The 26,751-nt window shown below is 71.5% G+C and carries 21 protein-coding genes and 2 pseudogenes; 9 read left to right on the forward strand and 14 right to left on the reverse strand.

Annotation, left to right across the window (positions count from 1 at the left end; all coding sequences use genetic code 11):
- Nucleotides 1-35: 35 nt before the first annotated feature.
- From ACZ41I_RS24745 to ACZ41I_RS24765, 5 genes are all read right to left on the reverse strand, one after another.
- Nucleotides 36-836 (reverse strand): ABC transporter permease, encoded by an 801-nt coding sequence (locus tag ACZ41I_RS24745; RefSeq protein WP_363218116.1) that lies wholly within the window; start codon nt 834-836, stop codon nt 36-38.
- The gene (locus ACZ41I_RS24750; protein ID WP_363218115.1) at nt 837-1,766 is read right to left on the reverse strand and encodes an ABC transporter permease; all 930 of its coding nucleotides are present in this window, start codon (nt 1,764-1,766) and stop codon (nt 837-839) included.
- Complete coding sequence (locus tag ACZ41I_RS24755) at nt 1,766-2,917, reverse strand: ABC transporter ATP-binding protein (protein ID WP_399770899.1); 1,152 nt, start codon at nt 2,915-2,917, stop codon at nt 1,766-1,768. The genes ACZ41I_RS24750 and ACZ41I_RS24755 overlap by 1 nt, the downstream gene beginning before the upstream one ends.
- A gap of 5 nt (nt 2,918-2,922) precedes the next feature.
- The gene (locus ACZ41I_RS24760; protein ID WP_363218113.1) at nt 2,923-4,170 is read right to left on the reverse strand and encodes an ABC transporter substrate-binding protein; all 1,248 of its coding nucleotides are present in this window, start codon (nt 4,168-4,170) and stop codon (nt 2,923-2,925) included.
- A 114-nt stretch (nt 4,171-4,284) separates the two neighbouring features.
- On the reverse strand, nt 4,285-5,820 hold the full coding sequence (locus ACZ41I_RS24765) for a gamma-aminobutyraldehyde dehydrogenase (protein ID WP_468515081.1): 1,536 nt from the start codon (nt 5,818-5,820) through the stop codon (nt 4,285-4,287).
- Between the two features lie 209 nt (nt 5,821-6,029).
- On the opposite strand from ACZ41I_RS24765, the gene ACZ41I_RS24770 reads away from it, so the two are divergent.
- Nucleotides 6,030-6,593: an NADAR family protein gene (locus ACZ41I_RS24770; RefSeq protein WP_363218111.1), complete on the forward strand. Its 564-nt coding sequence runs from the start codon at nt 6,030-6,032 to the stop codon at nt 6,591-6,593.
- Between the two features lie 154 nt (nt 6,594-6,747).
- On the opposite strand, the gene ACZ41I_RS24775 is transcribed toward ACZ41I_RS24770, so the two are convergent.
- Both ACZ41I_RS24775 and ACZ41I_RS24780 read right to left on the reverse strand, forming a co-directional pair.
- Entirely contained in the window at nt 6,748-7,200 is a 453-nt protein-coding gene (locus tag ACZ41I_RS24775; RefSeq protein ID WP_363218110.1) for a DUF4190 domain-containing protein, read from the reverse strand.
- A gap of 106 nt (nt 7,201-7,306) precedes the next feature.
- Complete coding sequence (locus ACZ41I_RS24780) at nt 7,307-8,059, reverse strand: DUF4190 domain-containing protein (protein WP_468515150.1); 753 nt, start codon at nt 8,057-8,059, stop codon at nt 7,307-7,309.
- Between the two features lie 299 nt (nt 8,060-8,358).
- Between ACZ41I_RS24780 and ACZ41I_RS24785 the strand changes: the two are divergent.
- Nucleotides 8,359-9,484 (forward strand): annotated as a pseudogene (locus ACZ41I_RS24785) (adenosine deaminase).
- Nucleotides 9,485-9,504: 20 nt separating this feature from the next.
- Nucleotides 9,505-10,203 (forward strand): glycerophosphodiester phosphodiesterase, encoded by a 699-nt coding sequence (locus ACZ41I_RS24790; RefSeq protein WP_363218108.1) that lies wholly within the window; start codon nt 9,505-9,507, stop codon nt 10,201-10,203.
- 76 nt (nt 10,204-10,279) lie between these two features.
- Here ACZ41I_RS24790 and ACZ41I_RS24795 read toward each other — a convergent pair whose 3' ends face one another.
- Nucleotides 10,280-10,873: an NADPH-dependent F420 reductase gene (locus ACZ41I_RS24795; protein ID WP_468515082.1), complete on the reverse strand. Its 594-nt coding sequence runs from the start codon at nt 10,871-10,873 to the stop codon at nt 10,280-10,282.
- Between the two features lie 71 nt (nt 10,874-10,944).
- On the opposite strand from ACZ41I_RS24795, the gene ACZ41I_RS24800 reads away from it, so the two are divergent.
- Nucleotides 10,945-11,304, forward strand: a complete 360-nt coding sequence (locus ACZ41I_RS24800) for a winged helix-turn-helix transcriptional regulator (RefSeq protein WP_363218106.1) — start codon at nt 10,945-10,947, stop codon at nt 11,302-11,304.
- A 305-nt stretch (nt 11,305-11,609) separates the two neighbouring features.
- Nucleotides 11,610-12,878: a serine hydrolase domain-containing protein gene (locus ACZ41I_RS24805; protein WP_468515083.1), complete on the forward strand. Its 1,269-nt coding sequence runs from the start codon at nt 11,610-11,612 to the stop codon at nt 12,876-12,878.
- Here ACZ41I_RS24805 and ACZ41I_RS24810 read toward each other — a convergent pair.
- A complete protein-coding gene (locus ACZ41I_RS24810) occupies nt 12,844-13,365 on the reverse strand; it encodes a hypothetical protein (RefSeq protein WP_399770879.1) in 522 nt (173 codons plus the stop codon). The genes ACZ41I_RS24805 and ACZ41I_RS24810 overlap by 35 nt on opposite strands.
- Before the next feature lie 54 nt (nt 13,366-13,419).
- Nucleotides 13,420-19,287 carry a WD40 domain-containing protein gene (locus tag ACZ41I_RS24815; RefSeq protein ID WP_468515084.1) on the reverse strand — a complete coding sequence of 1,956 codons (5,868 nt, stop codon included), beginning with the start codon at nt 19,285-19,287 and terminating at the stop codon, nt 13,420-13,422.
- A 101-nt stretch (nt 19,288-19,388) separates the two neighbouring features.
- On the opposite strand from ACZ41I_RS24815, the gene ACZ41I_RS24820 reads away from it, so the two are divergent.
- The 3 genes and pseudogenes from ACZ41I_RS24820 to ACZ41I_RS24830 form a co-directional block, all read left to right on the forward strand.
- Entirely contained in the window at nt 19,389-20,672 is a 1,284-nt protein-coding gene (locus ACZ41I_RS24820) for an ArsB/NhaD family transporter (protein ID WP_399770873.1), read from the forward strand.
- Between the two features lie 116 nt (nt 20,673-20,788).
- The gene (locus ACZ41I_RS24825; protein ID WP_399771075.1) at nt 20,789-21,280 is read left to right on the forward strand and encodes a hypothetical protein; all 492 of its coding nucleotides are present in this window, start codon (nt 20,789-20,791) and stop codon (nt 21,278-21,280) included.
- 188 nt (nt 21,281-21,468) lie between these two features.
- A pseudogene (locus tag ACZ41I_RS24830) lies at nt 21,469-21,645 on the forward strand (IS5 family transposase); the annotation flags it as partial.
- A 103-nt stretch (nt 21,646-21,748) separates the two neighbouring features.
- On the opposite strand, the gene ACZ41I_RS24835 reads toward ACZ41I_RS24830, so the two are convergent.
- The 4 genes from ACZ41I_RS24835 to ACZ41I_RS24850 form a co-directional block, all read right to left on the reverse strand.
- Nucleotides 21,749-22,246 (reverse strand): DUF1877 family protein, encoded by a 498-nt coding sequence (locus tag ACZ41I_RS24835; protein ID WP_468322495.1) that lies wholly within the window; start codon nt 22,244-22,246, stop codon nt 21,749-21,751.
- 287 nt (nt 22,247-22,533) lie between these two features.
- Nucleotides 22,534-23,442: an inositol monophosphatase family protein gene (locus ACZ41I_RS24840; RefSeq protein WP_363219794.1), complete on the reverse strand. Its 909-nt coding sequence runs from the start codon at nt 23,440-23,442 to the stop codon at nt 22,534-22,536.
- Nucleotides 23,426-24,082 (reverse strand): hypothetical protein, encoded by a 657-nt coding sequence (locus ACZ41I_RS24845; RefSeq protein WP_363219793.1) that lies wholly within the window; start codon nt 24,080-24,082, stop codon nt 23,426-23,428. Before ACZ41I_RS24845 ends, ACZ41I_RS24840 begins: the two co-directional genes overlap by 17 nt.
- A 30-nt stretch (nt 24,083-24,112) precedes the next feature.
- On the reverse strand, nt 24,113-25,063 hold the full coding sequence (locus ACZ41I_RS24850; protein WP_468515085.1) for a hypothetical protein: 951 nt from the start codon (nt 25,061-25,063) through the stop codon (nt 24,113-24,115).
- 655 nt (nt 25,064-25,718) lie between these two features.
- On the opposite strand from ACZ41I_RS24850, the gene ACZ41I_RS24855 reads away from it, so the two are divergent.
- Nucleotides 25,719-26,744 carry a cytochrome P450 gene (locus ACZ41I_RS24855; RefSeq protein ID WP_468515086.1) on the forward strand — a complete coding sequence of 342 codons (1,026 nt, stop codon included), beginning with the start codon at nt 25,719-25,721 and terminating at the stop codon, nt 26,742-26,744.
- The last annotated feature ends 7 nt before the right edge of the window (nt 26,745-26,751 follow it).

The following is a 26,751-nucleotide window of genomic DNA, read 5'->3' on the forward strand; positions in this document are numbered from 1 at the left end:
ATTTCAACTCCCTACAGAGGACGTGCTGAAAAGGCCTATGCCTTTTGCTTGTTCCGGCGATTGCTGATGACCATCGAGGTCAGGACGAAGAGCACGGCCACCAGGAACATGGCCGTACCGATGACGTTGATCTGGACGGGCGTGCCGCGCTGCGCCGAACCCCACACGAACATCGGGAAGGTGACGGTCGAGCCCGCGTTGAAGTTCGTGATGATGAAGTCGTCGAAGGAGAGCGCGAACGACAGCAGCGCGCCCGCGGCGATGCCCGGTGCCGCGATCGGCAGGGTGACCCGCAGGAAGGTCTGCACGGGGCCGGCGTACAGGTCCCGGGCGGCCTCCTCCAGACGCGGGTCCATCGACATCACGCGCGCCTTGACCGCGGTGACGACGAAGCTGAGGCAGAACATGATGTGCGCGATCAGGATCGTGTAGAAGCCGAGTTGCGCGCCCATGTTGAGGAACAGGGTGAGCAGCGAGGCGGCCATGACGACCTCGGGCATCGCCATCGGCAGGAAGATCAGCGAGTTCACGGCGCCGCGGGCGCGGAAGCGGTAGCGGACCAGCGCGAAGGCGATCATCGTGCCGAGCAGGGTGGCGCCGATGGTCGCCCACACGGCGATCTGGAGGCTGATGGACAGCGAGCCGCACATGTCGGCGACGCCGCACGGCTGCTTCCAGGCGTCCAGCGAGAACTGCTGCCACTCGTAGTTGAAGCGTCCCTTCGGCTTGTTGAAGGAGAACACCGTGACGATGACGTTCGGCAGCAGCAGGTACGCGAGCGTGAGAAGTCCCGCGATGACGACGAGTTGGCGCTTGAGCCAGGTGACGAAGGGCATTTAGACCAGATCCTCCGTCCCGGACCGGCGGATGTAGATCGTGACCATGGCCAGGATGGCGGCCATGAGGATGAAGGACAGGGCCGCGGCCGTCGGGTAGTCCAGGATCCGCAGGAACTGCGTCTGGATGACGTTGCCGATCATGCGGGTGTCGGTGGAGCCGAGGAGTTCGGCGTTGACGTAGTCACCGGCCGCGGGAATGAAGGTCAGCAGGGTGCCGGAGACCACACCCGGCATCGACAGCGGGAAGGTGACCTTGCGGAAGGTGGTCCACGGCCTGGCGTACAGATCGCCGGCCGCCTCGTGCAGCCGCCCGTCGATCCGCTCCAGCGAGGTGTAGAGGGGGAGGATCATGAACGGGAGGAAGTTGTACGTCAGGCCGCAGACGACGGCCAGTGGCGTGGCCAGGACGCGGTCGCCGGCCGTCCAGCCGAGCCAGTTGGTGAGGTCCAGGACGTGCAGCGAGTTCAGGGCGTGCACGACCGGGCTGTTGTCGGCGAGGATCGTCTTCCAGGCCAGGGTGCGGATCAGGAAGCTGGTGAAGAACGGCGCGATCACCAGGATCATGATCAGGTTCCGCCAGCGGCCCGCGCGGAAGGCGATCAGGTAGGCCAGCGGGTAGCCGAGCAGCAGGCAGCCCACGGTCGCGGCGGCGGCGTAGAGGACGGACCGCAGGAACTGCGGCCAGTATTCGCTGAGCGCGTCCCAGTAGGTCACGAAGTGCCAGGTGACCTTGTAGCCGCTCTCCAGGGAGCCGGTCTGCACGGACGTGGAGGCCTGGTAGATCATCGGCAGCGCGAAGAAGACGATCAGCCAGAGCATGCCCGGCAGCAGCAGCCAGTACGGGGTGAACCGGCCGCGCTTGCGCGGGGGCTTCTTCTCCGGCGCGGTGGGCGCGAGAGGCGGGGGCGCCTCGGTGAGGGTGGACATCAGGCGGCCGCCTCTTCCTCGGTGCCCGCGTCGATGTCCTGAGCGGCGTCCAGGCCGAAGGTGTGCGCCGGGCTCCAGTGCAGGACGACGTCGGCGCCGGGCACGAGCCGGCCGTCGCGCTCGACGTTCTGGACGTACACCGACAGTTCGTCGCAGACCGGGCTGTCGATCACGTACTGGGTGGAGACGCCGATGAAGCTGGCGTCGGCGATCTTGCCGGTGAGGCGGTTGCGGCCCACCGGGATCTGCCCCGCGTCGTCGGCGTGCGTGAGGGAGATCTTCTCGGGGCGGATGCCGACCAGTACCTTGCCGCCGGCCGTCGTCGGGGCGGAACATCGCGCCTCGGGCAGCACCAGCTTGCCGCCGGCCGCCTTGAGCACGATGTCGTCGCCGTTCTTGGTGTCGACCTCGGCCTCGATGAGGTTGGAGGTGCCGAGGAAGTTCGCGACGAAGGTGGTCTTCGGGTTCTCGTAGAGGTCGGTCGGCGAGCCGAGCTGTTCGACGCGGCCGGCGTTCATCACGGCGACGGTGTCGGCCATGGTCATGGCCTCCTCCTGGTCGTGCGTGACGTGCACGAAGGTGATGCCGACCTCGGTCTGGATGCGCTTGAGCTCCAGTTGCATCTGGCGGCGCAGCTTGAGGTCGAGGGCGCCGAGCGGCTCGTCGAGCAGGAGCACCTTGGGGTGGTTGATGAGCGCGCGGGCGACGGCCACACGCTGCTGCTGACCGCCCGAGAGCTGGTGCGGCTTCTTGCGGGCCTGCTCGCCGAGCTGGACCAGCTCCAGCATCTCCTCGACCTGCTTCTTCACGCTCTTGATGCCGCGCCGGCGCAGACCGAAGGCGACGTTCTCGAAGATGTCGAGGTGCGGGAAGAGGGCGTAGGACTGGAAGACCGTGTTGACCGGCCGTTTGTACGGCGGCAGGTGGGTGACGTCCTGGTCGCCCAGGCGCACGGTCCCGGAGGAAGGTTCCTCCAGGCCGGCGATCATGCGCAGGGTGGTGGTCTTGCCGCAGCCGGAGGCGCCGAGCAGGGCGAAGAAGGAGCCCTGCGGCACGGTCAGGTCCAGCGGGTGTACGGCGGTGAAGCCGTTGTCGTAGGTCTTGGAGATACCGGAGAGGCGGACGTCGCCGCTGTTGTCTGGTGTCGTCATCGTCGTCACGCCCCTGTGAGCTTCGAGAACTTCTGCTGGTAGGCCGTCTCTTCCTTCGAGCTCAGGGAGCGGAAGGCATGGGACCTGGCCTGCATCGCCTTGTCGGGAATGATCAGTGCGTTGTTCGCCGCCGACTTGTCGATCTTCGCAAGGTAGGGCTTCACATCCGCGACGGGGCTCACGTAGTTGATGTACGCGGCGAGCTCGGCGGCCGGCTCCGGCTCGTAGAAGTAGTCGATGAGCCGCTCGGCGTTCGTCTTGTGACGTGCCTTGTTCGGGATCAGCATGTTGTCGGTCGACGTCATGTAGCCGCTGTCGGGGACGACATAGCCGACGTCCGGGCTGTCCGCCTGGAGCTGGACGACGTCACCGGCCCAGGCGATACAGGCCGCGAAGTCGCCCTTGGTGAGGTCGGAGGTGTAGTCGTTGCCGGTGAACCGGCGGATCTGGCCCTTGTCGACGGCCTTCTGGAGGCGGGCGACGACCGCGTCGAAGTCGTCGTCGGTGAACTTCGCCGGGTCCTTGCCCATGTCGAGCATGGTCATGCCGATGCTGTCGCGCATCTCGGTGAGGAAACCGACGCGGCCCTTGAGCCTGGGGTTGTCGAGCAGGTCGGAGACCGACTTCACTTCGATGCCGTCGAGTGCCTTCTTGTTGTAGGCGATGACGGTGGAGATGCCCTGCCAGGGGTACGAGTAGGCGCGGCCCGGGTCCCAGTCGGGGGCGCGGAACTGGTCCGACAGGTTGGCGAAGGCATGCGGCAGGTTGGCCGGGTCCAGTTTCTGGACGTACCCGAGGCGGATCATGCGGGCGGCCAGCCAGTCGGTGAGGACGATGAGGTCACGGCCGGTGTCCTGGCCCGCGGCGAGCTGCGGCTGGATCTTGCCGAAGAACTCGTCGTTGTCGTTGATGTCCTCGGTGTACCTGACCTGGATGCCGGTCCGCCGGGCGAACCCGTCGAGCGTGGGATGGCGCTTGCCCTTGTCGTCCACGTCGATGTACTCGGGCCAGTTGGAGAAGTTGACGACCTTCTCCTGGGCCGAGTGGTCGTCGGCGGGGACACCGCCCTGCGTCTTGGTCGCCGCGGGGATGCCGCAGGCGCTCAGCGCGCCGAGTCCGCCGGCCGCGAGCGCACCGCCCGCGGAGGCCCGCAACAGCGACCGGCGGGTCATCGCGGCCCGGCCGTCGCGCAGACTGCGCCGCATCGCGGCGACTTCGACCGGTGTCAGGCGGTCGGGCTCGTACTGCTCCATGCGCGTGGTGCCCTTTCCGAGGGTTGGGGTGGTCGGCCTGGTCGGGGCCGGGTCGTCACACCCGGCAGCAGCCGGCTGCGTGTGGGGTGCCCGGCTCGCGCCGGGCGACGGCTGCTACCGGTCCCCGAAGATCGTGCGGTGCCAGTCCTTGCGGGCGACCGCCGTGTTGTCGAACATTACGTGCTTGACCTGGGTGTACTCCTCGAAGGAGTACGCCGACATGTCCTTGCCGAAGCCGGACGCCTTGAAGCCGCCGTGCGGCATCTCGCTGATGATCGGGATGTGGTCGTTGATCCACACGCAGCCCGCCTTGATCTCACGGGTGCAGCGGTTGGCGCGGTAGACGTTCGTGCTCCACGCGGACGCGGCGAGGCCGTAGGGGGTGTCGTTGGCCAGCCGGATGCCCTCATCATCACTGTCGAACGGCAGCACGACCAGCACGGGGCCGAAGATCTCGGACTGCACGATCTCGCTGTCCTGGGCCGCGTCCGCGATCAGGGTCGGCCGGTAGTAGGCGCCGTTCTCCAGATCGCCCTTAGGCGCCTCACCGCCGGTCACCACGCGCGCGTAGGCACGCGCACGGTCCACGAAGGCGGCGACCCGGTCCCGCTGGGCGTGCGAGATGAGCGGACCGAGGTCGGTGCCGGCGGCGAACGGGTCGCCGAGCCGCACCGTCTCCATCAGGGCCGCCGTCTGCTCCACGAACGCCTCGTACAGCGGTCGCTGCACATAGGCGCGCGTGGCGGCCGTGCAGTCCTGTCCGGTGTTGATGAGCGCACCGGCGACGGCCCCGTGGACGGCTGCCTCCAGGTCGGCGTCGTCGAAGACCACGAAGGGCGCCTTGCCGCCCAGCTCCAGATGGAGCCGCTTGACGGTGGCGGTGGCGACCTCGGCGACGCGCTTGCCGACGGCGGTGGACCCGGTGAAGGAGGTCATGGCGACGTCGGGGTGGCCGACCAGGTGCTCCCCCGCCTCCCTGCCGGTCCCGGTGACGATATTGATCACACCGTCGGGGATGCCGGCGTCCGTGGCGGCCTCGGCGAAGAGCAGCGAGGTGAGCGGGGTCAGCTCGGCCGGCTTCAGCACGACGGTGTTGCCGGCGGCGATCGCCGGCAGGATCTTCCAGGCGGCCATCTGGAGCGGGTAGTTCCAGGGTGCGATGGACCCGACGACGCCGATCGGCTCGCGCCGGACGTACGACGTGTGGTCGCCCGAGTACTCGCCGGCGGACTGTCCCTGCAGGTGCCGGGCGGCGCCCGCGAAGAAGGCGGTGTTGTCGATGGTCCCCGGTACGTCGAACTCGCGGGTCAGCTTGAGGGGCTTGCCGCACTGCAGCGACTCGGCGCGGGCGAAGTCCTCGGCGCGCTCGGCGAGCACGGCGGCGAACCGGTGCAGGGCGTCGGAGCGTTCGCCCGGGGTCGCCGAGGACCAGGCCGGGAACGCCTCGCGGGCGGCGGCGACGGCCGCGTCGACGTCGTCGGGGCCGGCCAGCTCGTAGGTGTACACCTCGTCGCCGGTGGCGGGGTCGATCACGGCGTGGGTGCGGCCCGAAGTGCCCTTGGTCAGCCGGCCGGCGATGAACTGCGCGCCGGCGGCGAATCGCTCCTCGGCGGGAAATCGTTCCGGGGTGGCGGTGCCCGGGTTGTGCATGTCGCTCTCCTCCGCCGTTCGCCCCGTCCCGGGGGGCGGGTGGCGTAGCTCCAGCTCGATTTGAGTGCCGATCCTGACAGAGGAGGTGGACTCCAACAAGTGATTCCGTTGTTGCCTTTTGGTTACGCGACGGAATCTGTCGACCAGGTGTCGAGTCCGGAGGGAAAAGGGCGGACGGAGTGTCAGTGGCGCGTGCCAGACTCGGGTGCATGGGGAAGATCGACGGGGTGGAAGCCCTGATCAGGGAGGTCCGGGCAGGGGCCCGGATCAAGTATCTGCACTTCTGGGGGCACCGGCCGCGGCCGGACGGCCGGATCGGCCCGAGCTGTCTGAGTCAGTGGTGGCCGTCACCTTTCACGGTGGACGGGGTGGAATACGCGACGGCCGAGCACTGGATGATGGCCGGCAAGGCGCGGCTGTTCGGGGACGCGGAGGCGGAGCGCCGGGTGCTGGCCGCGGAGCATCCTGCTCAGGCCAAGAAGGCGGGGCGGCTGGTCCGTGGCTTCGACGAGGCGCTGTGGGAGCGGGAGCGCTTCCGGATCGTGGTCGAGGGCAGTGTCCACAAGTTCGCGTCGGACGACGACCTGCGCATGTTCCTGCTGGGCACGGGCGAGCGGGTGCTGGTGGAGGCGAGCCCCCTGGACCGCATATGGGGCATCGGTCTCGCGGCGGACGACGAGGCGGCCTCGGATCCGGAGCGGTGGCGGGGGCCGAACCTGCTGGGCTTTGCGCTGATGGAGGCGCGTGAGCGGTTGTCGGGAGCGGGGGCCTGAGCGGGAAAAGCCGAGGGGCTCTGCGCGGGCGGGAGCCAAGGGGGTCTGCGCGGGCGGGAGCCGAGGGATGTGAGAGGGCGGAAGCCGAGGGGGCCGGCCCGATGCCCAGCCCCCCTGTGCCGCCTCCTGGTCCGCCGGGACGCCAGGGCCTTCGTCAGAAGGTGCTGGCGGTGCCCAGGACGCTCGCGAAGAACACGAACACCAGCACCGGCAGAAGCACGGTGGCGATGATCCCGCAGACGAGACCGGCGGTCGCCGCGCCCTTGTTGGTGGCCTCACCCCGGTTGGCCTTGCCCCGGCCGATGGCACCGAAGATGATCGCCAGGATGCCCAGGATCATCCCGAGGATCTCCATGAACACGGTGACGCTGCAGACCACCCCGATGATGCCCAGCACCAGGCCCGTGGTGCCCATGCCGTTGCTCGGCTGCATCGGCATCGCATAACCGGGACCCTGCGGATAGGCCGCGGGCGGCGCGGCCGGATAGGACGGCCCCGACTGGGGGTAGCCGTAGCCGGGCCCGGACTGCTGCGGGTATCCGTACCCCGGCGGCTGCTGCGGAGCCGGCGGACCGAAACCCCCGGCTTCGGGGTTGATGTTGGACATGAAGTGGTTTCCCCTCCGTTGACGATCAGGGCATCGTAATGGCCGCACGCAACAGGAGGGAGCGAGTTCCGGCCGACGGGTGCCGTAAGAGCCAGCCCCGACGGATTCAGCGGTCGGCGGACACCGTCACCGAGACGCTGCGCGCGGAGTCGTCGTCGTACGGGTCGGAGTGGGTGCGGCCGTCATGGATGGCGGCGGTGATGCCGATCGCGAGCAGGGCGATCACGACGATGCCGAGCACGATGCCGATGACCCCCATGATCAGACCCGCCTGGGCCTGGCCGTGGTTGGTGGCCTCGCCGCGATCGGCCCGCCGGCGGCCCTTGATGCCGAAGACCACCGCGAGGATGCCCAGCACCACCGAGACGACGCCGTACATGCAGAACAGACACAGGGACAGGATGCCGAGCACCATCGCGGCGGTGCCCATGCCGTTCTGCGGGGCCATCGGCATGCCGGGCCAGCCGTAGCCCGCGGGGTAGCCGGGGTAGCCGTAGCCACCGGAAGCCGGCGGTGCGGGTATGCCGGGGCCCGAGGGAGCGATCGGCGGGGGCGGTACCGCCTCGCCTCCCACCGGGGCCGTGCCCGGCACGCCGAATCCGGACGCGGCGGCCGGCGGTGCGAAGCCGGGAGGAGAGGCGGGCGGAGCGAAGCCAGGGGCAGACGCGGGCGGTGCGAAGCCGTCGGTCGGCAGGGAGGTCATGGTCGCCTGGTCGTGCACGGACGGCGGCTGCACGGGCGGCTGAGCCTCCGCATGGGACGGCTTCTTCTCCAGCGAAGTCCGCTGCTCGGGCGGCGCCCACGGGTTGTAGTCGCCTCCCGAGGTGCCGCTCGCCTGCGCTCCGTCACTCACGGGCATGTCCCCCTCGGTCGTTCGTCCCGCCATGCTACGGCCTCGCCTCCGCACCCCTGCGGCCCGGTCCCGCCGCTTTCCAGCGGGCGAACGGCCGGTCGCCGTACGCCCAGTGACAGACGGCGGGGGAAGCAGTCCGCGAGGCGCCGGGTGTCCACGAGCACCGCCGTGACGAGCACCACCGCGCCGATCGCGCCACGCCGTCGCGCCGGACCTCGTGCGGGCGCCGCGGCCGCACCGCTCCTCCACCGGCCGGTCAGCACGCGCCGCCCGCCTACGATGTCGTCCGTACCGCCGATCAGCCGATCACCCGCGCCTCGCCCGCACCGGGCCGCCGGCGCCCTGCCCGGGGAGGACCCCATGACCGACAGCAGCTCCGTACCCGCCACCGGCACCGCCGACCGCGACCTGCGGACCTTCATCGCCGGGCTGCCCAAGGCCGAACTGCACGTCCACCACGTCGGCTCCGCCTCCCCGCGCATCGTCTCGGAACTGGCCGCCCGCCACCCCGACTCCAAGGTGCCCACCGACCCCGAGGCCCTGGCCGACTTCTTCACCTTCACCGACTTCGCGCACTTCATCGACGTGTATCTGTCGGTCGTCGACCTGATCCGCACCCCGGAGGACGTCCGGCTGCTCACCTACGAGGTGGCCCGCGACCTGGCCCGGCAGCAGGTGCGGTACGCCGAGCTGACCATCACGCCCTTCTCCTCGACCCGGCGCGGCGTCGACGAGGCGGCGTTCATGGCGGCGATCGAGGACGCCCGCAAGGCGGCCGAGGCCGAGTTCGGGACCGTGCTGCGGTGGTGCTTCGACATCCCCGGTGAGGCCGGGCTGGAATCCGCCGAGGAGACGGCACGGCTCGCCACCGACGACCGGATCCGCCCGGAGGGGCTCGTGTCGTTCGGGCTGGGCGGGCCCGAGATCGGCGTACCCCGGCCGCAGTTCAAGCCGTACTTCGACCGGGCCATCGCCGCCGGCCTGCACTCCGTGCCGCACGCCGGCGAGACGACCGGCCCGGAGACGGTGTGGGACGCCCTGCACGAGCTGCGCGCCGAGCGCATCGGGCACGGCACCAGCTCCGCGCAGGACCCGGAGCTGCTCGCGCATCTCGCCGAGCACCGCATCCCGCTGGAGGTCTGCCCGACCTCCAACATCGCCACCCGCGCGGTCCGCACCCTGGACGAACACCCGGTCAAGGAGTTCGTGCAGGCGGGGGTGCTGGTCACGATCAACTCCGACGACCCGCCGATGTTCGGCACCGACCTCAACAACGAGTACGCGGTGGCCGCGCGGCTGCTGGACCTGGACGAGCGGGGCCTGGCCGGCCTCGCCAAGAACGCCGTGGAGGCCTCGTTCCTGGACTCCGCGGGCAAGGCCCGGATCGCGGCGGAGATCGACACGTACACCAGCACCTGGCTGGCCTCCTGACGCCCACCACAATGGGGGGCATGCAGACCGTGACCGCCGTGGCGCACCGCGGCGACCCCTACCGCTTCCGCGAGAACACCGTCGACTCACTGCGTTCCGCGCTCGACCAGGGCGCGGACGCGGTCGAGATCGACGTACGGCTCACCCGCGACGGCGTCCCCGTGCTGCTGCACGACGAGACGCTCGCGCGGCTGTGGGAAGTCGACCGGCCGCTCGGCGCGCTGTCCGCGGAGGAACTGCGCGGGCTCACGGCGGGCGGGGTGCCGACGCTCGCGGAGGCGCTGGCGGCGACCGGTGACTGCCGGGTGATGGTGGATCTGTGCGGGCGGCCCGACCGGCGGACGGTGGACCGGGTCATGGACGTGGTCCGGCAGAGCGGGGCCCGGGAGCGCGTCTACTACTGTGCGGGCGCCGAGGCGATGCTCGCCGTGCGCGCCGCCGACCCGGCCGCGGAGATCGCCCTGACCTGGACGACCCTCGCCCCGCCCCGGCCCGCGCTGCTGGACGTGGTCCGCCCGCGCTGGCTCAACTACCGTTTCCCGCTGGTGAGCCGGGAGCTGGCGGCCCGTGTCCACCACGACGGACACCTGCTGTCCGTGTGGACCCCGGACACCCGCCGCTCGATGAGCCGCCTGCTGGACCTGGGCGTCGACTCGATCACCACGAACCGGATCGACGCCCTGCACGCGCTGCGCAACGGCGGCGGCATCGGCCGTTAGGGGGTGTCGTTTGGATCATCCCGGCGTCGCGGGCCGGCACCGCTCGTCACGGCCGGCCTGATCCAAACGACACCCCCTAGCCCCCGGCGAACTCCAGCGGGGGCGCGATGGCCTGGGCGTCCGCGCCCTCCCCCACCCACAGCCCGATCAGGAGTGCCGCCGTCGCCTCCAGCAACCCGGCCCGGTCCAGTCCTCCTGCGTTCAGCGGCTCGCAGCCCAGGTCCCGCACCAGCCGTCGTACGACCGTGAGCGCGTCCTCGTCGTCCCCGCACAGCGGGACGGCGAGCGGGCGGCCGGCGAACACCGGTGGGGTCAGGCGCCAGACGCTCTCGTGGCAGAGGTTGAACGCCTTGACCACACGGGCGCCGGGCGCGGCGGCGGCGATGCGCTCGGCCGCCGCCGGGCCGCCGGCCGTGAGCAGTGCGAAGTCCGGACCGCCCACCGGATTGGTGCAGTCGATCAACATCCGGCCGTTCAGGCCGAGTTCAGCGACCACGTCCACGACCGCCGGGTACGGCAGGGCCAGCAGCACCGCGTCGGCGCCGTGCTCCACCGCCGCCCGCACATCGCCGCGCGACCGGCTGCCCGCGACCACCTGGTGGCCGGCCCGCCGCCACTGCCCGCCCAGTGCGTCCGCCATCGCACCGGTACCGAGAATCCCTATGTGCACAACTGCCTCCCCTTGCAGGTGGGTTGGATACGGGCACGACAGTAGGAGGCGGCTCGGGCACCATTCGGTGTGTGACCGACGACCACCCCTTCCTCGCCGACTGCCGGGCCCGGCTCGCCTTCGACCTGCTCGCCAACACCTGGAACGCGGTGGTGCTGTGGGCGCTCAGGGACGGCCCGTGCCGGCCGGGCGCGCTGCGCGACCGCATCGGCGGGATCAGCCAGAAGGTGCTCACCGAGACGCTGCGCCGGCTGCAGTTCAACGGCCTGGTGGAGCGACGGGCCCATGGCGGCTCTCCGCCCCGCGTGGAGTACGGGCTCACCGCGCTGGGGCGGACGCTGCTGGGGCCGATCGACGCCTTCGGCGCCTGGGCGTTCGAGCACGGCGACGAGGTCATGGCCGCGCAGGAGCACTACACGCGCGAGCGCTGAGCCACCGCCGCCGGATCGGCCAGGGTGGCGGGGGCGACGTGCTGCGGGACCGGGGTGTCGCCCTTGCCGGTGCCACGGACCAGGCGGTAGCGCCGCGCGACCGGGGCCGGTGCGGGCCCCGTAGGGGATGTCCCGGAGAACTCCCCCAGTGCGGGCGTCCGTTACTCGGGGACAGGGGCCGGGTCGGGCGTCCTCCTCGATGAGGATCCGTGCCGCGGCACGGCAGCGGAGGATAATCACGAACCGTTCACCGGCAGGCCCCCACCGACCGGACCCGCCCGGAAACCGCCCCTGGAGCAGCAGCCATGCGTCCGCGCACTCGTGTCACCGTCCTCACCACGTCCGCCGTGGTCCTGGCCCTGTCCGCCACTCCCCTGGCGGCTCCCGCCTTCGCCTCCCCCGCGGCGAACACCGTCTGTGACACGAAGCCCACGACCGTCACGAAGACCGCCCCCGCCACGACGGCGGCCCACCCGGCGGCGGACCACCGCCCCACGGCGGACCACCGGACGGCCGGCCCGGATGCCAAGGCGCTGCGTGCCGCTCTCGGCGGTCTGCCCGACACCGATGCGACCGCCGCGCTGGTCCGGGTCGGCGGCCGTGACGGCAGCTGGCGGGGCAGCGCGGGCGTGCACGATCTGACGAGCGGTCGGGCGGCGGACCCGGATGCCCGCTTCCGGGCCGGTTCGACCACGAAGGTGGTGACGGCGGCGACCGTACTGCGGCTGGCGGCCGACGGCCGGATCGACCTGGACGCACCGGTCCAGCACTACCTCCCGGGGCTCCTCACTGCGGCCTTCCAGCCCATCTCCGTACGGCAGTTGCTCAATCACACCAGCGGCATCCAGGCGGGTGACGGCTGGGGCGACGACTTCGAGGACCAGTACGCGCACCGCTTCGACACCGTCACCCCGCAGCAGCTGGTGGCGTCAGCCGTGGCGAAGGGCCCGGAGTTCTGCCCCGGCAGGGGCCAGGACTACCTGAACATCAACTACACGGTCCTCGGGATGCTGATCGAGAAGGTGACCGGGCACTCGTACGCCGAGGAGGCGACCCGGCTGGTGCTGCGCCCGGCCGGCATGCGGCACACGTACTTCCCGGGGACCGACCCGCGTATCCACGGCCCGCACAACCACGGCTACCAGAAGGTGACCCGCCCCGACGGGACGGCTCGGTTCGTGGACGTCACGGAGTGGAACCAGGCCGCCAACTGGGCCGCCGGCGACATGATCTCCACGACGGCCGGTCTTGAGCGGCTGATCACGGCGCTGTTCGGGGGCCGGATCGTGCCGCAGCCGCAGCTGCAGGAGATGTTCACGGTGCCGGCGGGCATCAAGGACGCCACGTACAGCGCCGGGCTCCGGCAGTTGACGTACAAGGGCACGGTCTACTGGACGAAGTCCGGCGCCCGCTACGGCTACAGCACGGGAATCGTCGCGACCCAGAACCTGAGCCGCACCCTCGTCTACTCGGTGAACTCCACCGACGCCAAGGGCGACGGAATGAACCCGGTGGCCCAGCGGATCGTGCTCGCGGCCGTCAAGCAGCAGCCGGAGCAGCAAGCGGCGCGCTGAGCGCCTCCAGGCGCTTGATCTTCTTCCGTACGACGTACAGCGGGACGACTCCGAACACCCCGAAGGACATGTCGATCAGACTCCACCAGAAGGGAATCCCGCGGATCGGACCGCAGACGAGGGCGAGCGGGATGATGCCGGCGCAGGCGATCATCCCGAACTCGACCACCCAGATGTTGCGGACGGGGTCGCGGTACGGGCCGTAGAAGGCGACCGCGATGACGAGGTGGGCGAAGGCCAGCCAGTCGGTGCCGTAGAGCAGGAACGGGTAGTCGGCGTCGGCGGTGTCGAGTCCGTCCCGCACCCGCGTGATCCACGCCATGAGTCCGGGCAGGTGTTCCGGCACGGACAGGGCGCGCAACGCGCTGTCGGTCCAGCGCAGTTCGTGCACCAGGGGGAAGGCGGTGGCCCCGCTGAGCACGAGGCACACGACGAAGAGGACCAACCAGACGCGAATGCCCTTGAGCAGGGCGGCTCTGTCGCTCATGGGAGTGAGCGTACGCCTCCATTTGAACGCGTTCAAAACCGCCCTGCTCCCTGCTCACCCCAGCCGGTCGTCCAGCGGCACCTGCCACACGCCCGGCAGATGCCCGTCCAGCTCCCCCGGCTCGAAGCGGCACATGCCGACCGCGTGCCAGAACTCGCCGGTGACGTCCCCCTCGTACTTGTAGCCGCCGGACGGGGACAGCGCCGCCCAGCCGCCGGGCATGCCGACCAGGGTGACCCGCAGGGTGGCCGGGGCGTCGGCGGCGACGTTCCACAGCCGTACCGTGCCGTCCTCGCCGCCACTGGCCAGCAGGGAGCCGTCGGGGCTGAACGCCACCGCGAGGATCCGGCCGGTGTGGCCCGTCAGAACAGCCGTCTGCTCGCCGGTGTCCGGGTTCCACAGACGGACGGTCCGGTCGTCGCCCGCCGTCGCCAGCAGCGGGCGCAGCGGGTGGACGGCCGCCGTCCAGAGCTTGCCGGTGTGGCCCGTCAGCCGGTGGTCGATCTCGCCGTCCCTCCAGATCACCGCCGTACCGTCCCAGGAGGCGCTGGCCAGCCAGGAGCCGTCGGGGGCGAAGGCCACGGCGTACACCCGGTCGGTGTGGCCGTCGAATGCGCCGGTGACCCGGTGGCCGTCCACGTCCCAGATCCGCACCTTGCGGTCGTCGCAGCCGGTGGCCAGGACCGCGCCGTCGGACCGGAAGTCGATCGCGCGGACCCGCCCGTAGTGCTCGCCGATGGTGGCGACATGCGCTCCGGTGGCCCGGTACCACAGCCGTACCGTGTCATCGTCGTTCGCGGTGGCCAGCAGTTCGCCGTCGGCGCTGAACGCCTCCGCCCACACATGGTCGGTCTCGACGTCCAGTTCGCGCTGGTACTCACCGGTGGCCGCATTCCACAGATAGACGTCGCCGTCGCTGCTCGCGGTGGCCAGCAGCGGACCCACGGGTCCGAACACCGCGGAGACCAGGCGGTCGCTCTGCCCGGTCAGTTCGCGCAGCCGCCGCCCCGTGGCGGAGTGCCACACCCGCACGACACCGTCGTTGCCGCCGGCCGCCAGCATCGAGCCGTCGGCGCTGAAGGACAGGGTGCCGATGCGCCGCCCGTGGCCGCGCAGGATGCGCCGGCCCTGGCCGGTGGCCGGCTCCCACAGCCGTACGACACCGTCGTTGCCGCCGGTCACCAGCAGGGTGCCGGGGCCCTGGGCGGGTGTGTCGCCGTGCGGCCGGAACTTGCACACCCACACCGAGCCGCGGTGCTCGGCGGGCTGCCGGCTCAGGGGCGCCGCGACCGGGTCGGCCGCCGGGTCGATCCGCCACAGCCGGACCGCCCCGGCGCTGTCCCCGGCGGCGAGCAGGGTCCCGTCGGGGTCGAACAGCACCTGGTACACGGCCCCGCGGCAGCCGCCGAGCAGCCCGGCCGAGCGTCCCGCCGCCAGGTCCCACAGCCGTACCTCCCCGTTGGTGTCGCCGCTGACCAGCAGGGCGCCGCCGGGGTGGAAGTCGAGGGTGTAGACGCGGCCGGAGTGCCCGGTGAACGTGTGGCGCGGCGTCCCGGTGGCGAAGTCCCACACCCGCACGGTGCCGCCGTGCCCCTCGTCGCCGCGGTCGGCGGTGGCCAGCAGGGTGCCGTCCGGGCTGAACCGCGCCCGGTACACCACGCCGTGGTGACCGGGCAGCTCCCCGGTCTGCCGCCCGGTGGCCAGGTCCCACAGCCGTACGACGGTGGAGGCGTCCCCGGTGACCAGGGTGGCGCCGTCGGGCCCGAACGCCACGGTGTAGACGGGCGCCGCGTGTCCGGGCAGCCGGTGCAGCGGGGCGCCGGAGGCGGTGTCCCAGAGGGTGACCACGCCGTCGGCGTCGCCGGTGGCCAGGCGTGAGCCGTCGGCGTCCAGGGCGAGCGGCCACACGCCGTTCGCGTGGATCTCCAGCCGGTGCAGACAGCGGCCGGAGACCGGGTCCCACAGCCGTACCGTGCCGTCGGAGCTGCCGGTGGCCAGCACGCGTTCGCGGAACTTGACGGCGTAGACCCGGCCGGTGTGGCCCTGCAGGGTGCGCAGGGCGATGCCGGTGGCGGCGTCGCAGACCAGGACGCCGCCGTCCTCGCTGCCCACGGCGAGCAGTTCGCCGTCGGGGCTGTAGGAGATGGGCTCGGGCAGCCGGATGCGGGCCTCGTAGCCGTACGGCACCCCGACCGTGGAGGGCCGGAAGCCGGAGTCGACGGCCATGCCGGGCGCGATCGCGGCGCCCTGGAGTTCCGGGGTCCGAGCCAGGGGCCCGGTGGTCGCCGAGATCAGTGCCGCCCGCCGCCACCGGCCGCCGTCCACCCGGGCGCCGGTCAGGTCGGTGCCGATGAGCCGGGCCCGTCTGAGGTCGGCGCCGCGCAGGTCGGCGCCCGTCAGATCGGCCCCGTCCAGCCGGGCACCGGTCAGCCGGGCGCCGCGCAGAACGGCGCCGGAGAGGTTGGCGCCGACCAGCCGGGCGTCGGTGAGGTCGGCGCGGGTCAGGTCGACGCCGGAGAAGTCGCGGTGCGACAGGTCCTCGCCGGCCAGGGCGGCGCCGCGCAGATCGGTGTGGGCGGGCACCCGGAGCCGGCTGAGGATCTTCACGGCGTTGGCGTGACCGGCGTCCGAGGAGGCGTCCCCGGGAGTGCCGGACAGCTCCCGCTCGGCCCACGCCTGACAGATCCGGTGGTCGGCGAGGTCGCACAGGAACTCGACGGCGAGCTGGCTCAGTTGGCGCCGCCCCAGCAGGGCGCTGTCGCCCTCGGTGAGCCCACGGGCGCACTCCCGGGCGACGAGCCACTCCACCACCGAGCCGTGGATGAACCGGAACACACCGTCGTCGCTGCGCACCAGCAGGCTGCCGGAGCCGATGGCGTGCGCGGTCTGCGGCACCGACAGCCGGGCTTCCGCGAGCCCGCTCAGGGTCTCGGCGACATCGGTCAGCTCGTCCAGCCGCAGCGAGTCCTGCCCGCTCTCCCACAGCCGCAGGGCGAGCGCGGTGACCGCGTCCCACAGCTGGTCCAGGGAGAGCCCGGGGGCCCGGCCGGGGCTGCCGCTGCCGCGCTCGACCTCGAAGTTCAGCCAGGCCGTGAGCACCTCCTCGTACAGTCCGGCGGGGCTGAGGGCGCGCCCGGCGCCGGCGACCGCGCGCAGCCGGTCGTCGTCGAGGTCGGCGACGAAGCCGAGCAGGCGGGGGTTGCGGCACAGGGCGAGCAGGTCGGGGATGGCGTCGAGCAGCCGCAGCCGGTGGTCGGCGGCGCGTTCGTCGCCGTCGTAGCGGTTGACCAGGTAGGCGCGGATCTGCTGTGGAGAGAACTCCTGGACGGCCAGGACCCGGCGGTGCGGAAGCAGGCCGACGCGTTCGCCGAGCGCGGTCAGCACCTGGCCCTGGGAGCGGAAGTGCTGGGTGCGGCTGGAGACCACGATCTTGGCGCTGTCCACGGCGGAGTCCAGCAGCACCTGCAGGCGTTCGGCGGCGCGGTCGTAGGTGACCTGGTTGACGAGTTCGTCGAAGCCGTCGAAGAGCAGCACGATCCGCCCCTGCTGGAGCATGTACCGGAAGGCCCGCAGGTCGATGTTGTCGACGCCGTGGGCGGCGAGGTGCGCGGCGACCAGTCCCTCGAAGGAGTACGCCCGGTCCAGCGCGTGCAGCTCCACCAACAGCGGGATCAGGTGCGGCAGTTCGGCGGGGACACGGCGGGCCAGCTCGCGCAGCGCGAAGGTCTTGCCGTGCCCGAAGTCGCCGAGCAGCAGCAGGAAGCGGCCCTGGTCGGAGTCGAGCAGCCGGAGCATCTCGTCGACGAGCCCGTCGCGGTCCTCGGCGTCGAGGCGCTCCACCTCCCGGTACCGCTGCGGCAGGTACATGCCCGGGGGATAGCGCGGGTCGGTGCGCAGCCGCTCGCTCTGCGCGCCGACGTATCCGCGCAGGTCCAGCAGCCCCTGGAACTCGGTGAAACTGCGCACCCTGACGCCCCGGCGACGGGCGGCGTCCCGCAGCTCGCGGGCGGGCGGCGGGCCGTCGTGGACGAGTTCGGCCTCGCTCTCGGCGTCGGCGGCGTGCACGAGGGCCACGAACCGGTCGACGTCCTGCGCGGTCGGGGTGCCGGTGTGCACGGCCACGCGCTGCTGCCGGACGAAGCCGGACTGGGTCCAGGTGACCAGCAGTTGCGGCAGCGGCCCGTCGACCTGGCGGATCTGGGCGCCCTCGTGGCGGGTGCGGCACACCTCGGCGACCCGGGCGAGCAGTATCTCCGCCGGGCTCGTCAGGGCGCGCGGCTCCGGCTCGGGCTCGGGGAGGCCGTTTCGGCCGGCCGGGGTCACGGGGTCGGTACGGGGCATCCCGCCCGCACGGTCCCCGGGATCCTCGGGCCCGAAGGCGCGGTGGGCCCGGTGCCACCGGACCGGCCGCCGCTGCGGATCCCGCGGCCCGTCCCAGACGGCCAGTCCCTCCCGGCCCACCCGCAGCAGCTGGTGCCGGCCGGGCCCGACGGCGCCGACCACCGGCACCTCGCCGGAGGCGGTGGTGAGGACGGGCAGCGCACCGGCGTCGGCCGGGCCGTGCAGCAGCAGGTGCAGCCGGGGAGCGGTCAGCCGGGTCAGCACATCGGTGTCCCGCAGCGGCCCGGCGCCGTCCAGGGCGGCCGTACCCGGCGCACCGCCCCGGCGCACACCGGAGGGGACGGCCCGGGCGGCGCCCGGCGCATGCCGCACGACCCCGATCCGCAGCCATCCCTCCGTCTCGTGCGGCCGCAGCGCCTGCGCGAACCAGGCGGCCTGCTCACGCCCGACCATCCCGTACTGGTCGTCACGCCGGTGGCTGTAGGCCATGGACGAGTTCAGTCCCGCGACCACGGTGTGCAGCTCCGGCACGGGAAAGAGGGTCCACGGCTGATCACTGTCGAAGACGACGTCCAGCCCCTGGTACAGCTCCTGGAACAGCCGGGCGAAGTGCCGCCACTTGGGCCAGTACGGCGGCCGGGGAGGCATCTCGTCCGCCTCGCAGGTGCTGAAGTAGGCCTGACAGGCGGCCTGGTTGACGTCCTGCCCGCCCGGGACGAGGGCGACCCGGTGCGGTTCGAGCCCGAGCAGGGCCCGCATCCCGGTGAGGAAGGCGAGGGCCTGCTCGAACTCGCGCCGGCTGCCGGAGGCGGTCAGATCACCGGTGACGACCAGCAGGTCCGGGGAGGGCGCCCCGGCATCCGCCAGCTCGACCAGGTCGCCCCAGATCGCCGCCTGCAACTCGGCGGGGTCCTGCCCCCGGCCGAAGGCGGGTCCGGCCAGCTGGAGCACGGTGACCGCCTCCTGCTCGCCGGCCGCCGCGGACAGGCGCGGATACGACGGCGGCGCGGCGGGCCTGCGCCGCCCCGCCCACCCCGGTCCGCCGAGCGGCCGGCCGGGACCCGGGGCGGACGGGGCGGACGGTACGGCGTGGCCGTTCGCCCCCGGGTAACCGGGCGGCAGGCTGGGCCGGGCCCGCCCGTCGAGGGCCTGCCGCACCCGGGCGAGCAGCAGCTCCCGCGCCGCCCCCGCATCGGCGACCGGCACCAGATCCACATAGGTGATGGTGGCCAGCAGCCCCTCCACCGGGATGTCCTCGACCCGCACGGTGATCAGCCGGCGCTCCGGCGCATCCGGATCCGCCCGCAATGCGGCCTGCCACTCCATCCGCCCGTACCGGGACCGCTCGTAGTTCCGCGACAGTACGGCGATGACGGCGGCGGACTCGCTCACCCCCCGGTCCATGAAGTCCACGAAGTTCGTGCCCGGCACGAAGTCCCAGGCCTGCAGGACCGTGCGGTATCCGGCCTCCTCCAGGGTCCAGGCGATCCAGGACGCCCAGCGTTCGTCGGCGGGTGAGTAACTGATGAAGAAGTCCAATGGCCCGGTGCTGTCCCCCGGGGCGTTCTGACGAGCCACCATGTATTGATAATGCCGTGAAAAGAGAGGTTGATACCGGTCGTTTCCAGGCGTTCGACGACGCCCTGGTCACAGGAACGCACAAACGTGCGACCCTTCCAACCGTGCGTGCCTTATTGCTGCGTCTGCATGTCCTCGACCGGGTGGCGATCGGTCTGCTGGTGACCGGACTGCTCTGCGTGGCCACGGGGTTGCTGCCGACGGATTCCGCATCCGATGCGATGCAGCGCATCGCCCCGCTCCTCGCCTTCCTCGGCACGGTCATCGTGCTGGCCGAACTGACCAGCAGGGCCGAGGTGTTCGACGTGGTGGCGGCGCGCGTGGCGCGGGCCGGGCGGGGCAGCTATGCGCTGCTGTTCCTGCTGTGCGTGCTCTTCGCCTCCGTCACGACGATCGCCCTCAACCTGGACACGACGGCCGTCCTGCTGACCCCGGTGATGCTGGCGCTCGCCTCCCGGGTGGGCATCGCGCCGGTGCCGCTGGCGATGACCACGGTGTGGCTCGCCAACACCGCGAGCCTGCTGCTGCCGGTGTCCAACCTGACGAACCTGCTGGCCGCCAACCGGGTCGCGCTGTCCCCGCTGGGCCTGGCGGGACGGATGTGGGCCCCGCAACTCGCCGCGCTGGCGGTGACGATGGCTTGTTTGTGGCTGTTCTTCTGGCGGCGGGGCAGGCGTGGGGGTCCTGTTGCGGAGGAGTCCGGCCTGGTCGCCGTACCGGTGTCGGGGCCGGGTGCGGCCCGCGCCGACGACGTGCGCGTGGACGCCGCCGACCGCTATGTGCCGCCCGCCGTGCACCGCCCCGCCGACCCGGTGCTCTTCCGCGCCTGCGCGCTCGCGTGCGCCGGCTTCCTGCTCGCCATCCTGGTGGCCGACGTACCGCTGTGGACGGCGTCCGCGACAGCGGCGCTCGTCGCCGTGGCGGCGTTCGGGGTACGGCAGCGCTCCGCACTGCGACTGTCGCTCATCCCCTGGCGGCTGCTGGTGATGGTGCCCGGCATGTTCCTGGTGGTCGAGACGTTCGACGCGCACGGGCTGCACCATCTGCTGGCCTCGGCGGTCGGCACCGACGGCGGCGCGCTGGGCCTGTTCCGCGCGGCGGCGGTCGGCGGCGGCCTGTCCAACGCGCTCAACAACCTCCCGGTGTACCTGGCGGGAGAGGCGGCCGTTCCCCCGGGCAACCACGACCAGCTCCTCGCCCTGCTGATCGGCACCAACGCCGGTCCGGTGGTCACGCCGTGGGCGTCCCTCGCGACGCTGCTCTGGTACGAGCGCTGCGTGTCGTACGGGGTACGGGTGCCGTTGGCACGGCTGATGGGGACGGGGGCGGTGCTGGCCGCCTCGGCGGTGGTGGCCTCGGTGAGCGCGCTGGCGCTGACACGCTGGTAGACCGGTCCGGCGATGGACCCCACTCAGCTCCTCCCTCAGCGGGTGGGGCCCTCCGCCGCATGGGGGAGACGGTCTGCCACAGCGGACGAAGCGCGGCCGCCACGTCCGCGGCCAGCATGTACGTCATGACCACGGAAACCGCTCCCCTCCCCGCTCCCGCGCCCGTCTGGGCCCGGCGCGCCGCCCACTCCATCGCCCTGTGCGCCGTCCCCTCCGGCCTGTGGCGCATCGCCATGGCATCCGGTGTCTACGTCGGCTACAGCGACCGCGTGCTGCGGGACGTCTTCGACATCCCGGGCTGGGGTGTCGCGTACGTCGTCGGCCTCTCCGTCCTCACCGAACTGGCCGCCCTGCTCCCGCTGCTCCTCGTGAGCGACCGGTGGCGGCCGCTGCGGCCCCGGACCCTCGCCACGCTGGCCTGGACCGCCTCGGCCGTCCTGGTTCTGGTGGCCCTGTGGCAAGTCGTGGTCGCCTTGACGGTCGAGAGCCGGACCTACATGTCGAGCGGTACGGCCCAGACCGTCTGGGCCTGCGCCTACGCCCCACTGCTCGCCGTCCCGGCCCTCATGACGGCGGTGACCTGGTCGTACACGAAGCGGCTGCGCTAGGGCGTGTATCGAAAGCGGATCTTTACCGAGCTGCAGGCCCGTGCCGACGCCCAGGACCTGATCACCTGGGACCTCAATGTCGACTCCGCCATCGTCCGGGCCCACCAGCACGCGGCCGGGGCAAGGAAAAGGGGGACCTGCAAAAGGAACCGCCCGGCGGCATCGTCATCGAGCCGCACGACCATGGGCTCGGGCGCTCCCGCGGCGGCCTGACCACCAAGCTGCACCTGGCTGTCGAGCAGGGGCAGAAGCCCATGTCCATCGTGGTCACAGCCGGACAGCGCAGCGACTCTCCGCAGTTCGAGCCCGTCCGCGCTTACCTGCGCAGACGTAGAATCCGCTGCACCATCCCGGACAAGGTCGACCCGGGCCGTCGCCACGCGATACGACAAACTTGCTGTCCGTTACGAAGCGACATTGCTGGTCGCCGCCATCAACGAATGGCTGTGACCGGCACGCGACCACGTCTCAAGCCCACACCGCCCTGACCACGGCGTGGCCTGCTGCAGCCGCCCGCTCATAGAACCCTTGGAGGCCCCTGTGATAGTTGAGGAACTCCTGCCTGACCTGCGCCTCGTCCCAGCCGGCCCAGACGAGCTTGGCACCAGCGACGTTCCACAGCTCGTCGAACGAGACACGTGCGAGGAAGCCTGCGGCCTGTGACACCCCAGGCGGCTCGAGAATCCCCAGGGGCGGGTTGGAGGGGTCGGCATCGGCACTGTGTGCCACTGGCCGCCCGCCGTAAATCGGCAGCTCCCAGGAGTCGTCGGCATCCGCATCGAGGACATGGGCAGCGGCATAGAGGTCATTGACGGAGCCCCAGACCTTGTCGATCGACTCGGCGATGCCCGCTGCGTACTCGTCGGGGTGGTTCTCCCAAGCCTCCCACATGAACGCCGCAAGCCAGGTGTGGTCGTCCCGGATCTCGGATTCCGCGACGGAGCGCATGTGCATGTGGATGCTCACGGCGACGAGTCCTCCCAGTTCGGCGGCCCGCCTGTCGGGCCGAACGGAGAGAACCTACTCGACGGCACTGACGGCGCGATGCCCGTCTCTCAACGCCGGGATGCCCGGCTCTGCCAGGACGCCCTCCGACACCCGAGCGCCGCGTGTCGTCGAGATCGACCACCGCGGACAGGTACACATCCGTACGGACTTTCGCAACAGGCCCTAGCCGCCGACGGGGCATTCGAAGCCGCTGTCGTTCGCAAAGCGCACGGGCGCCCCCCTTCGGGGAGTTCGCGCTCGGTCATCTACCGCTGAGGATCTCCCGGGACCGGGGCCGGACCTGGCGGGGCGGCTTCCGCCCTGTGAATGTGCGCGGTGCCCGGAGGCGAAGAGCTGACGAGGTCCAGTAGGTGCGGCAGCATGTCCGGGCGGCCGGCGACGAAGGAGCGTGCGGTGTCGGGGCCGGCGTACCCGCCGGTGAACTCGGCGCCGTCCAGGTGCCGCAGGGCGATGCCGGCCTCGCGGGCGAGCAGCGCACCGGCGGGCAGGTCGATCGCCTCCGCGCGGTAGCCGACGAAGCCGTCGATGTCGCCGCGGGCCAGCATCGCCCAGGCCACCAGGGGCGCCCAGAGCTGGAGCAGGCGGCGGGAGCGCAGTTCGAGGGTGTGCCGGAGGGAGCAGGCCACGGGGTCGTCGCGGGAGACGCCGTGGCCCTGGGTCCAGGCCAGCAGGGGTCCGGCGGCCGGAAGCGGGCGGCCCGGCGCGGCCACGGCGAGCCGCCCGTCCGGACCCCGCGCACCATCGCCGCGCAGGGCGGACCACGTACGGCCGGTCATCGGGTCGTGGACGACCCCCACCACGGGCGTGTCATCGACGCACAGCGCGATGCCGACGACGTAGACCGCCAGCCCGATGACCACGTTGTTGCTGCCGTCGAGGGGATCGATGAGCCAGGTGCGGCCGCCGCCGTCGCCGGCGAGTTCACCGGACTCCTCGGCCAGGATGCGGTCGTGCGGGAAACACTCCCTGATCCGTCCGATCACGAGCTTCTCGGCGGCTACGTCCAAGTCGGTGACGACGTCACCGAGTTCGCCCTTCTGCCGCGCGGCGAAGCCGTCGGGGAAGCGGGACCGCAGCAGTGCCCCGGCCTCCTCGGCGGCGCTCACGGCCGTCCGGTGCTCGCTGCGGTAGCCGGGGTCAGGGTTCGGGCTCATGGATCCTCCTGAGGGCGGCCCGAGCGATCCGGGCGGTCTGGGGCGCGTCGCACGTGCTGCGGACCATGCGGTGCCCCGGCGCGGACAGCGGGCCCAGCGAGAGGTCCACCCGGCCGGGCAGGGTCCGCCCCAGTACCAGGGTGGCGGTGGGGCGGCCGTCCGGCACCACGGTGGTGTGGAATTCACCCGCCGGCAGGGCATAGGTCTGGCCGGGTGCGCTGGTGTGTTCGGCGCCGGGCCGGCAGCGCACCAGCCGCTCGGTGGGCCGCAGTTCGTCGACGCCCGAGGGATCGCTGAACACCTCGAAGACCCGGTGGGTGGGTGCGCCGGCGTCCTCCTCGATGTGCATGCGCCGGTTGCCGAGCCGCCCGTACAGCACGGTGCTGGTCAGGTCCCAGCTGTGGCAGTGGATTTGAGGGGCGGCGCGGTCCGGTTCCGCCTCCGGTGTGCGGAAGACGTGGACGCAGACGCCGTCGCCGCCGTCACGCAGGACGGGGAAGCAGACGAACCCCAGCGGATGGCGCACCGCGCGCAGGGCGCGGCGGCCCGAGGCGATCCGGTCCAGTTCCGCTGTGGCGTGCCGTATCAGCTCGGCGGTGGCGTGCCGCCGGGCGGCCCGTTCCAGGGCCGGATAGTCCATGTTCCATCCCCCTTGGCCGGAACACGACGCTCACCTGCGGTACGGGTTCTCCGCGCGCAGCGCCTTGTCGATGATGTCGCCGACGTCACGATCGGTGAAGCTCGGCGGAAGTGGCAGGCCGAGCCGGTCGAGCAGGCGTCTGACCTCGTCGACGGTCGGCTCCTCGGCGAGGGGGACGGCCTCGCGCAGATCGAGCTTGACCGCCTGTTCGCGGCTCTGGTGCAGCTCGGTGACGTAGTAGTCGTAGAGCGGCCGGTCCCGCTCCACGTACAGGCTGACCCGGCTCGGGTCGTCCTGGGTGATGATCAGGCAGGTGTCCGAGAGGTCGAACCGCAGGGCCGGTGCCACCGACGACAGGTGGACGTCGATCTCCAGCGTGTCCAGCCGCTGCCGGTGCCAGCCGGCGGCGACGACGGTGGCGTACGCCTCCTTGCGGGTGCGCTCGACGGTCCACTCGCCGAAGCCGCCGCCGAACGTGCTCCGGAAGCGGGCATACGCGGTGCAGACCTGGTCGTCGGCCGGGTTGATGATGTCGATCTTCATGCTGAGGGAGCGCCGCTGACGTTGTGCCTCCAGCACGCACTCGGGCAGCGTGACGGCGCGCAGATAGGTGCCGGTGCCGCCCTTGAACACCCAGCGGGTGGTGGCGCGCCGGGCCCGCTCGTGCGCGAGCGCGACCTCGGCGCCGGACAGCGTGCGGACCATCGCCAGGTCCTCGATGGCCCGGCTGGTCCCGGCCGCCGCGGCCCGGATGTCGGCCAGCCGCCGGCGGCGCTCGGTGAGCCCGCCGTACACCAGCGCCGCCAGGACGAGCAGCGTGGCGCCGGAGACGATGTTGGTGTCCATGTTCTGGTTGAGGACGTCCATGAGCCCGACGACCAGGGCGACGCCGATGGCGACGATCCCGTCCGCGTTCCGGACCGCCCAGGCGATCCCGTCCTCCAGCCGGCGCCCGGCCCCCTGCGGCGTACTGCGCGTCACGTCCACCCTCCCCCGACGGTGGCCTCCATCGTAGGAGCAAGGACACCTCGTCAACCATGCAGCAATCAGCCGTGCACCCTGCGTGGTTGAGACTCCCCGGCGACCTTATATCCCAAATACGCCGTATGTGGCAATATTGTCGTGTGTGGTTTTTGGCACTGAAGACAGGCGAGAGGAGTGCATCATGATCGCCAAGCTGCTCGCCAAGCTGTCCTTCACCCGCCACTACGGTGCGTACGGAGCCCATGAATGGGATGCGTACGCCGGCGACGACTAGGACTCACCGCACTGCCGGCGGGCGCTTCTGGGCGCCCGCCACTTCCCAGCCACGCTGCCGACGGCATCGGCCTGGACAGGTACCAGAGCCAGGGACGATCTCATGGGCCGAAGGAATGAGCCGCCGCGGTTGCCCGGAGGCAGCTTCGCGGCCTGGAGCCGCGACCGGCTGGCGCTGGCGCGCCGTGGCGCTGAAGAGTGTGGGGACGTCTGGCAGATGGAGCCGCGTGTCTACGTAGCCGCTGCGGCCGGGCCGTGTGAAGCAGTCCTGCACCGCTCGCAGGACTTCCCCAAGGCATCCTCGCCTCTCTTCCCGCCGCTGAAGCGGTCGAGCGGAGCACCGACACCCGAGGAGCGTGCGTACGCTCACGCCGCTCGCATGCGTGGACTACGTGCGCAGGCGGTCGCAGCCCGGATCGGTGAGATCGCGCCCCGGACCGCTCGATTTGCCGACGAGTGGCCGACGGGCCAGGACGTCGAGATTCTGCCTCTGGTCCGGCACGCCCTGGCAGAGATCGGCGTGAGCTACCTCTTCTCCGAGGACGCACCCACGCTGCTGCCCCATGCCTCACAGCTCTTCCTGGCCCGGGAGGCGCTGGTACGCCCCTCGCGTTGGGTATGGCCGCCCTGGATCCCCACACCGGCACGGCGGTTCCGCACGCGGCAGCAAGTCGCCTTCACCGACGCCTTGCGGCCCATCGTCCGCCGGCGTCGTTCATCGGGCCGGCTCGGTGACGACATGCTGGGACAGATGCTCCGGCCCTCCCCCCACTACGGCCTGCTGCCGGAAGAGGCCATCCTCGACACTCTCCCCGGAATCACCGTCGCCACCTTCGAGACCCCTTCCCGGGCAGCCGGATGGATCCTGCTCCACCTGGCCCGGCACCCCCAGGCAGCGGGCCGCGTCGCGGCCGAAGCCGCCTCGCTGCCCGCGGACCCGGCCGCGACGACCAGCAGCCACCTCGCCAGCCTGCAATACACCCGGGCACTGGTGAGTGAGGTGCTCCGGCTGTACCCCCCGAGCTGGCTGCTGACCCGGCGCGCCCCACGGCAGACCCAGCTCGCCGACTACACCATCGACGCCGGGTCCACCGTTCTCGTCTGCCCTTACACCGCCCACCGCGATGCACGGGAATACTCCGAGCCGGACGAGTTCCGGCCCGAGCGCTGGCTCGACGATTCGGGTTCGCCGGCGAAACCCGGGGTCTTCCTCTCTTTCGGCACCGGGCCGCATGGCTGCGAGGGAGCCGCTCTGGCCATGGCGATGCTGACGCTCCTGACCGCGCAGACCGCCCGCTGCCACCACTTGAGCGAGCCGCCCGGACCGGAACCCGGCTACCAGGTCACCACCCTCGAGGGTCTCGCAACGGTGGGCTTGCGCCTGCGGGCCACCTTGCGCAGCTGAGGCCGGT

The organism is Streptomyces sp. NPDC030799 (genome assembly GCF_055572255.1).

What these genes read in the sequence shown, in the direction of transcription:
- ACZ41I_RS24810 (WP_399770879.1), bottom strand. Translation starts at nt 13,365, where the DNA reads ATGAGCGACAGAGCCGCCCTGCTCAAGGGCATTCGCGTCTGGTTGGTC.
- ACZ41I_RS24815 (WP_468515084.1), bottom strand. Translation starts at nt 19,287, where the DNA reads ATGGTGGCTCGTCAGAACGCCCCGGGGGACAGCACCGGGCCATTGGAC.
- ACZ41I_RS24750 (WP_363218115.1), bottom strand. Translation starts at nt 1,766, where the DNA reads ATGTCCACCCTCACCGAGGCGCCCCCGCCTCTCGCGCCCACCGCGCCG.
- ACZ41I_RS24825 (WP_399771075.1), top strand. Translation starts at nt 20,789, where the DNA reads ATGTACGTCATGACCACGGAAACCGCTCCCCTCCCCGCTCCCGCGCCC.
- ACZ41I_RS24840 (WP_363219794.1), bottom strand. Translation starts at nt 23,442, where the DNA reads ATGAGCCCGAACCCTGACCCCGGCTACCGCAGCGAGCACCGGACGGCC.
- ACZ41I_RS24790 (WP_363218108.1), top strand. Translation starts at nt 9,505, where the DNA reads ATGCAGACCGTGACCGCCGTGGCGCACCGCGGCGACCCCTACCGCTTC.
- ACZ41I_RS24760 (WP_363218113.1), bottom strand. Translation starts at nt 4,170, where the DNA reads ATGGAGCAGTACGAGCCCGACCGCCTGACACCGGTCGAAGTCGCCGCG.
- ACZ41I_RS24855 (WP_468515086.1), top strand. Translation starts at nt 25,719, where the DNA reads ATGCGTGGACTACGTGCGCAGGCGGTCGCAGCCCGGATCGGTGAGATC.
- ACZ41I_RS24780 (WP_468515150.1), bottom strand. Translation starts at nt 8,059, where the DNA reads ATGCCCGTGAGTGACGGAGCGCAGGCGAGCGGCACCTCGGGAGGCGAC.
- ACZ41I_RS24770 (WP_363218111.1), top strand. Translation starts at nt 6,030, where the DNA reads ATGGGGAAGATCGACGGGGTGGAAGCCCTGATCAGGGAGGTCCGGGCA.
- ACZ41I_RS24745 (WP_363218116.1), bottom strand. Translation starts at nt 836, where the DNA reads ATGCCCTTCGTCACCTGGCTCAAGCGCCAACTCGTCGTCATCGCGGGA.
- ACZ41I_RS24755 (WP_399770899.1), bottom strand. Translation starts at nt 2,917, where the DNA reads ATGACGACACCAGACAACAGCGGCGACGTCCGCCTCTCCGGTATCTCC.
- ACZ41I_RS24845 (WP_363219793.1), bottom strand. Translation starts at nt 24,082, where the DNA reads ATGGACTATCCGGCCCTGGAACGGGCCGCCCGGCGGCACGCCACCGCC.
- ACZ41I_RS24775 (WP_363218110.1), bottom strand. Translation starts at nt 7,200, where the DNA reads ATGTCCAACATCAACCCCGAAGCCGGGGGTTTCGGTCCGCCGGCTCCG.
- ACZ41I_RS24805 (WP_468515083.1), top strand. Translation starts at nt 11,610, where the DNA reads ATGCGTCCGCGCACTCGTGTCACCGTCCTCACCACGTCCGCCGTGGTC.
- ACZ41I_RS24765 (WP_468515081.1), bottom strand. Translation starts at nt 5,820, where the DNA reads ATGCACAACCCGGGCACCGCCACCCCGGAACGATTTCCCGCCGAGGAG.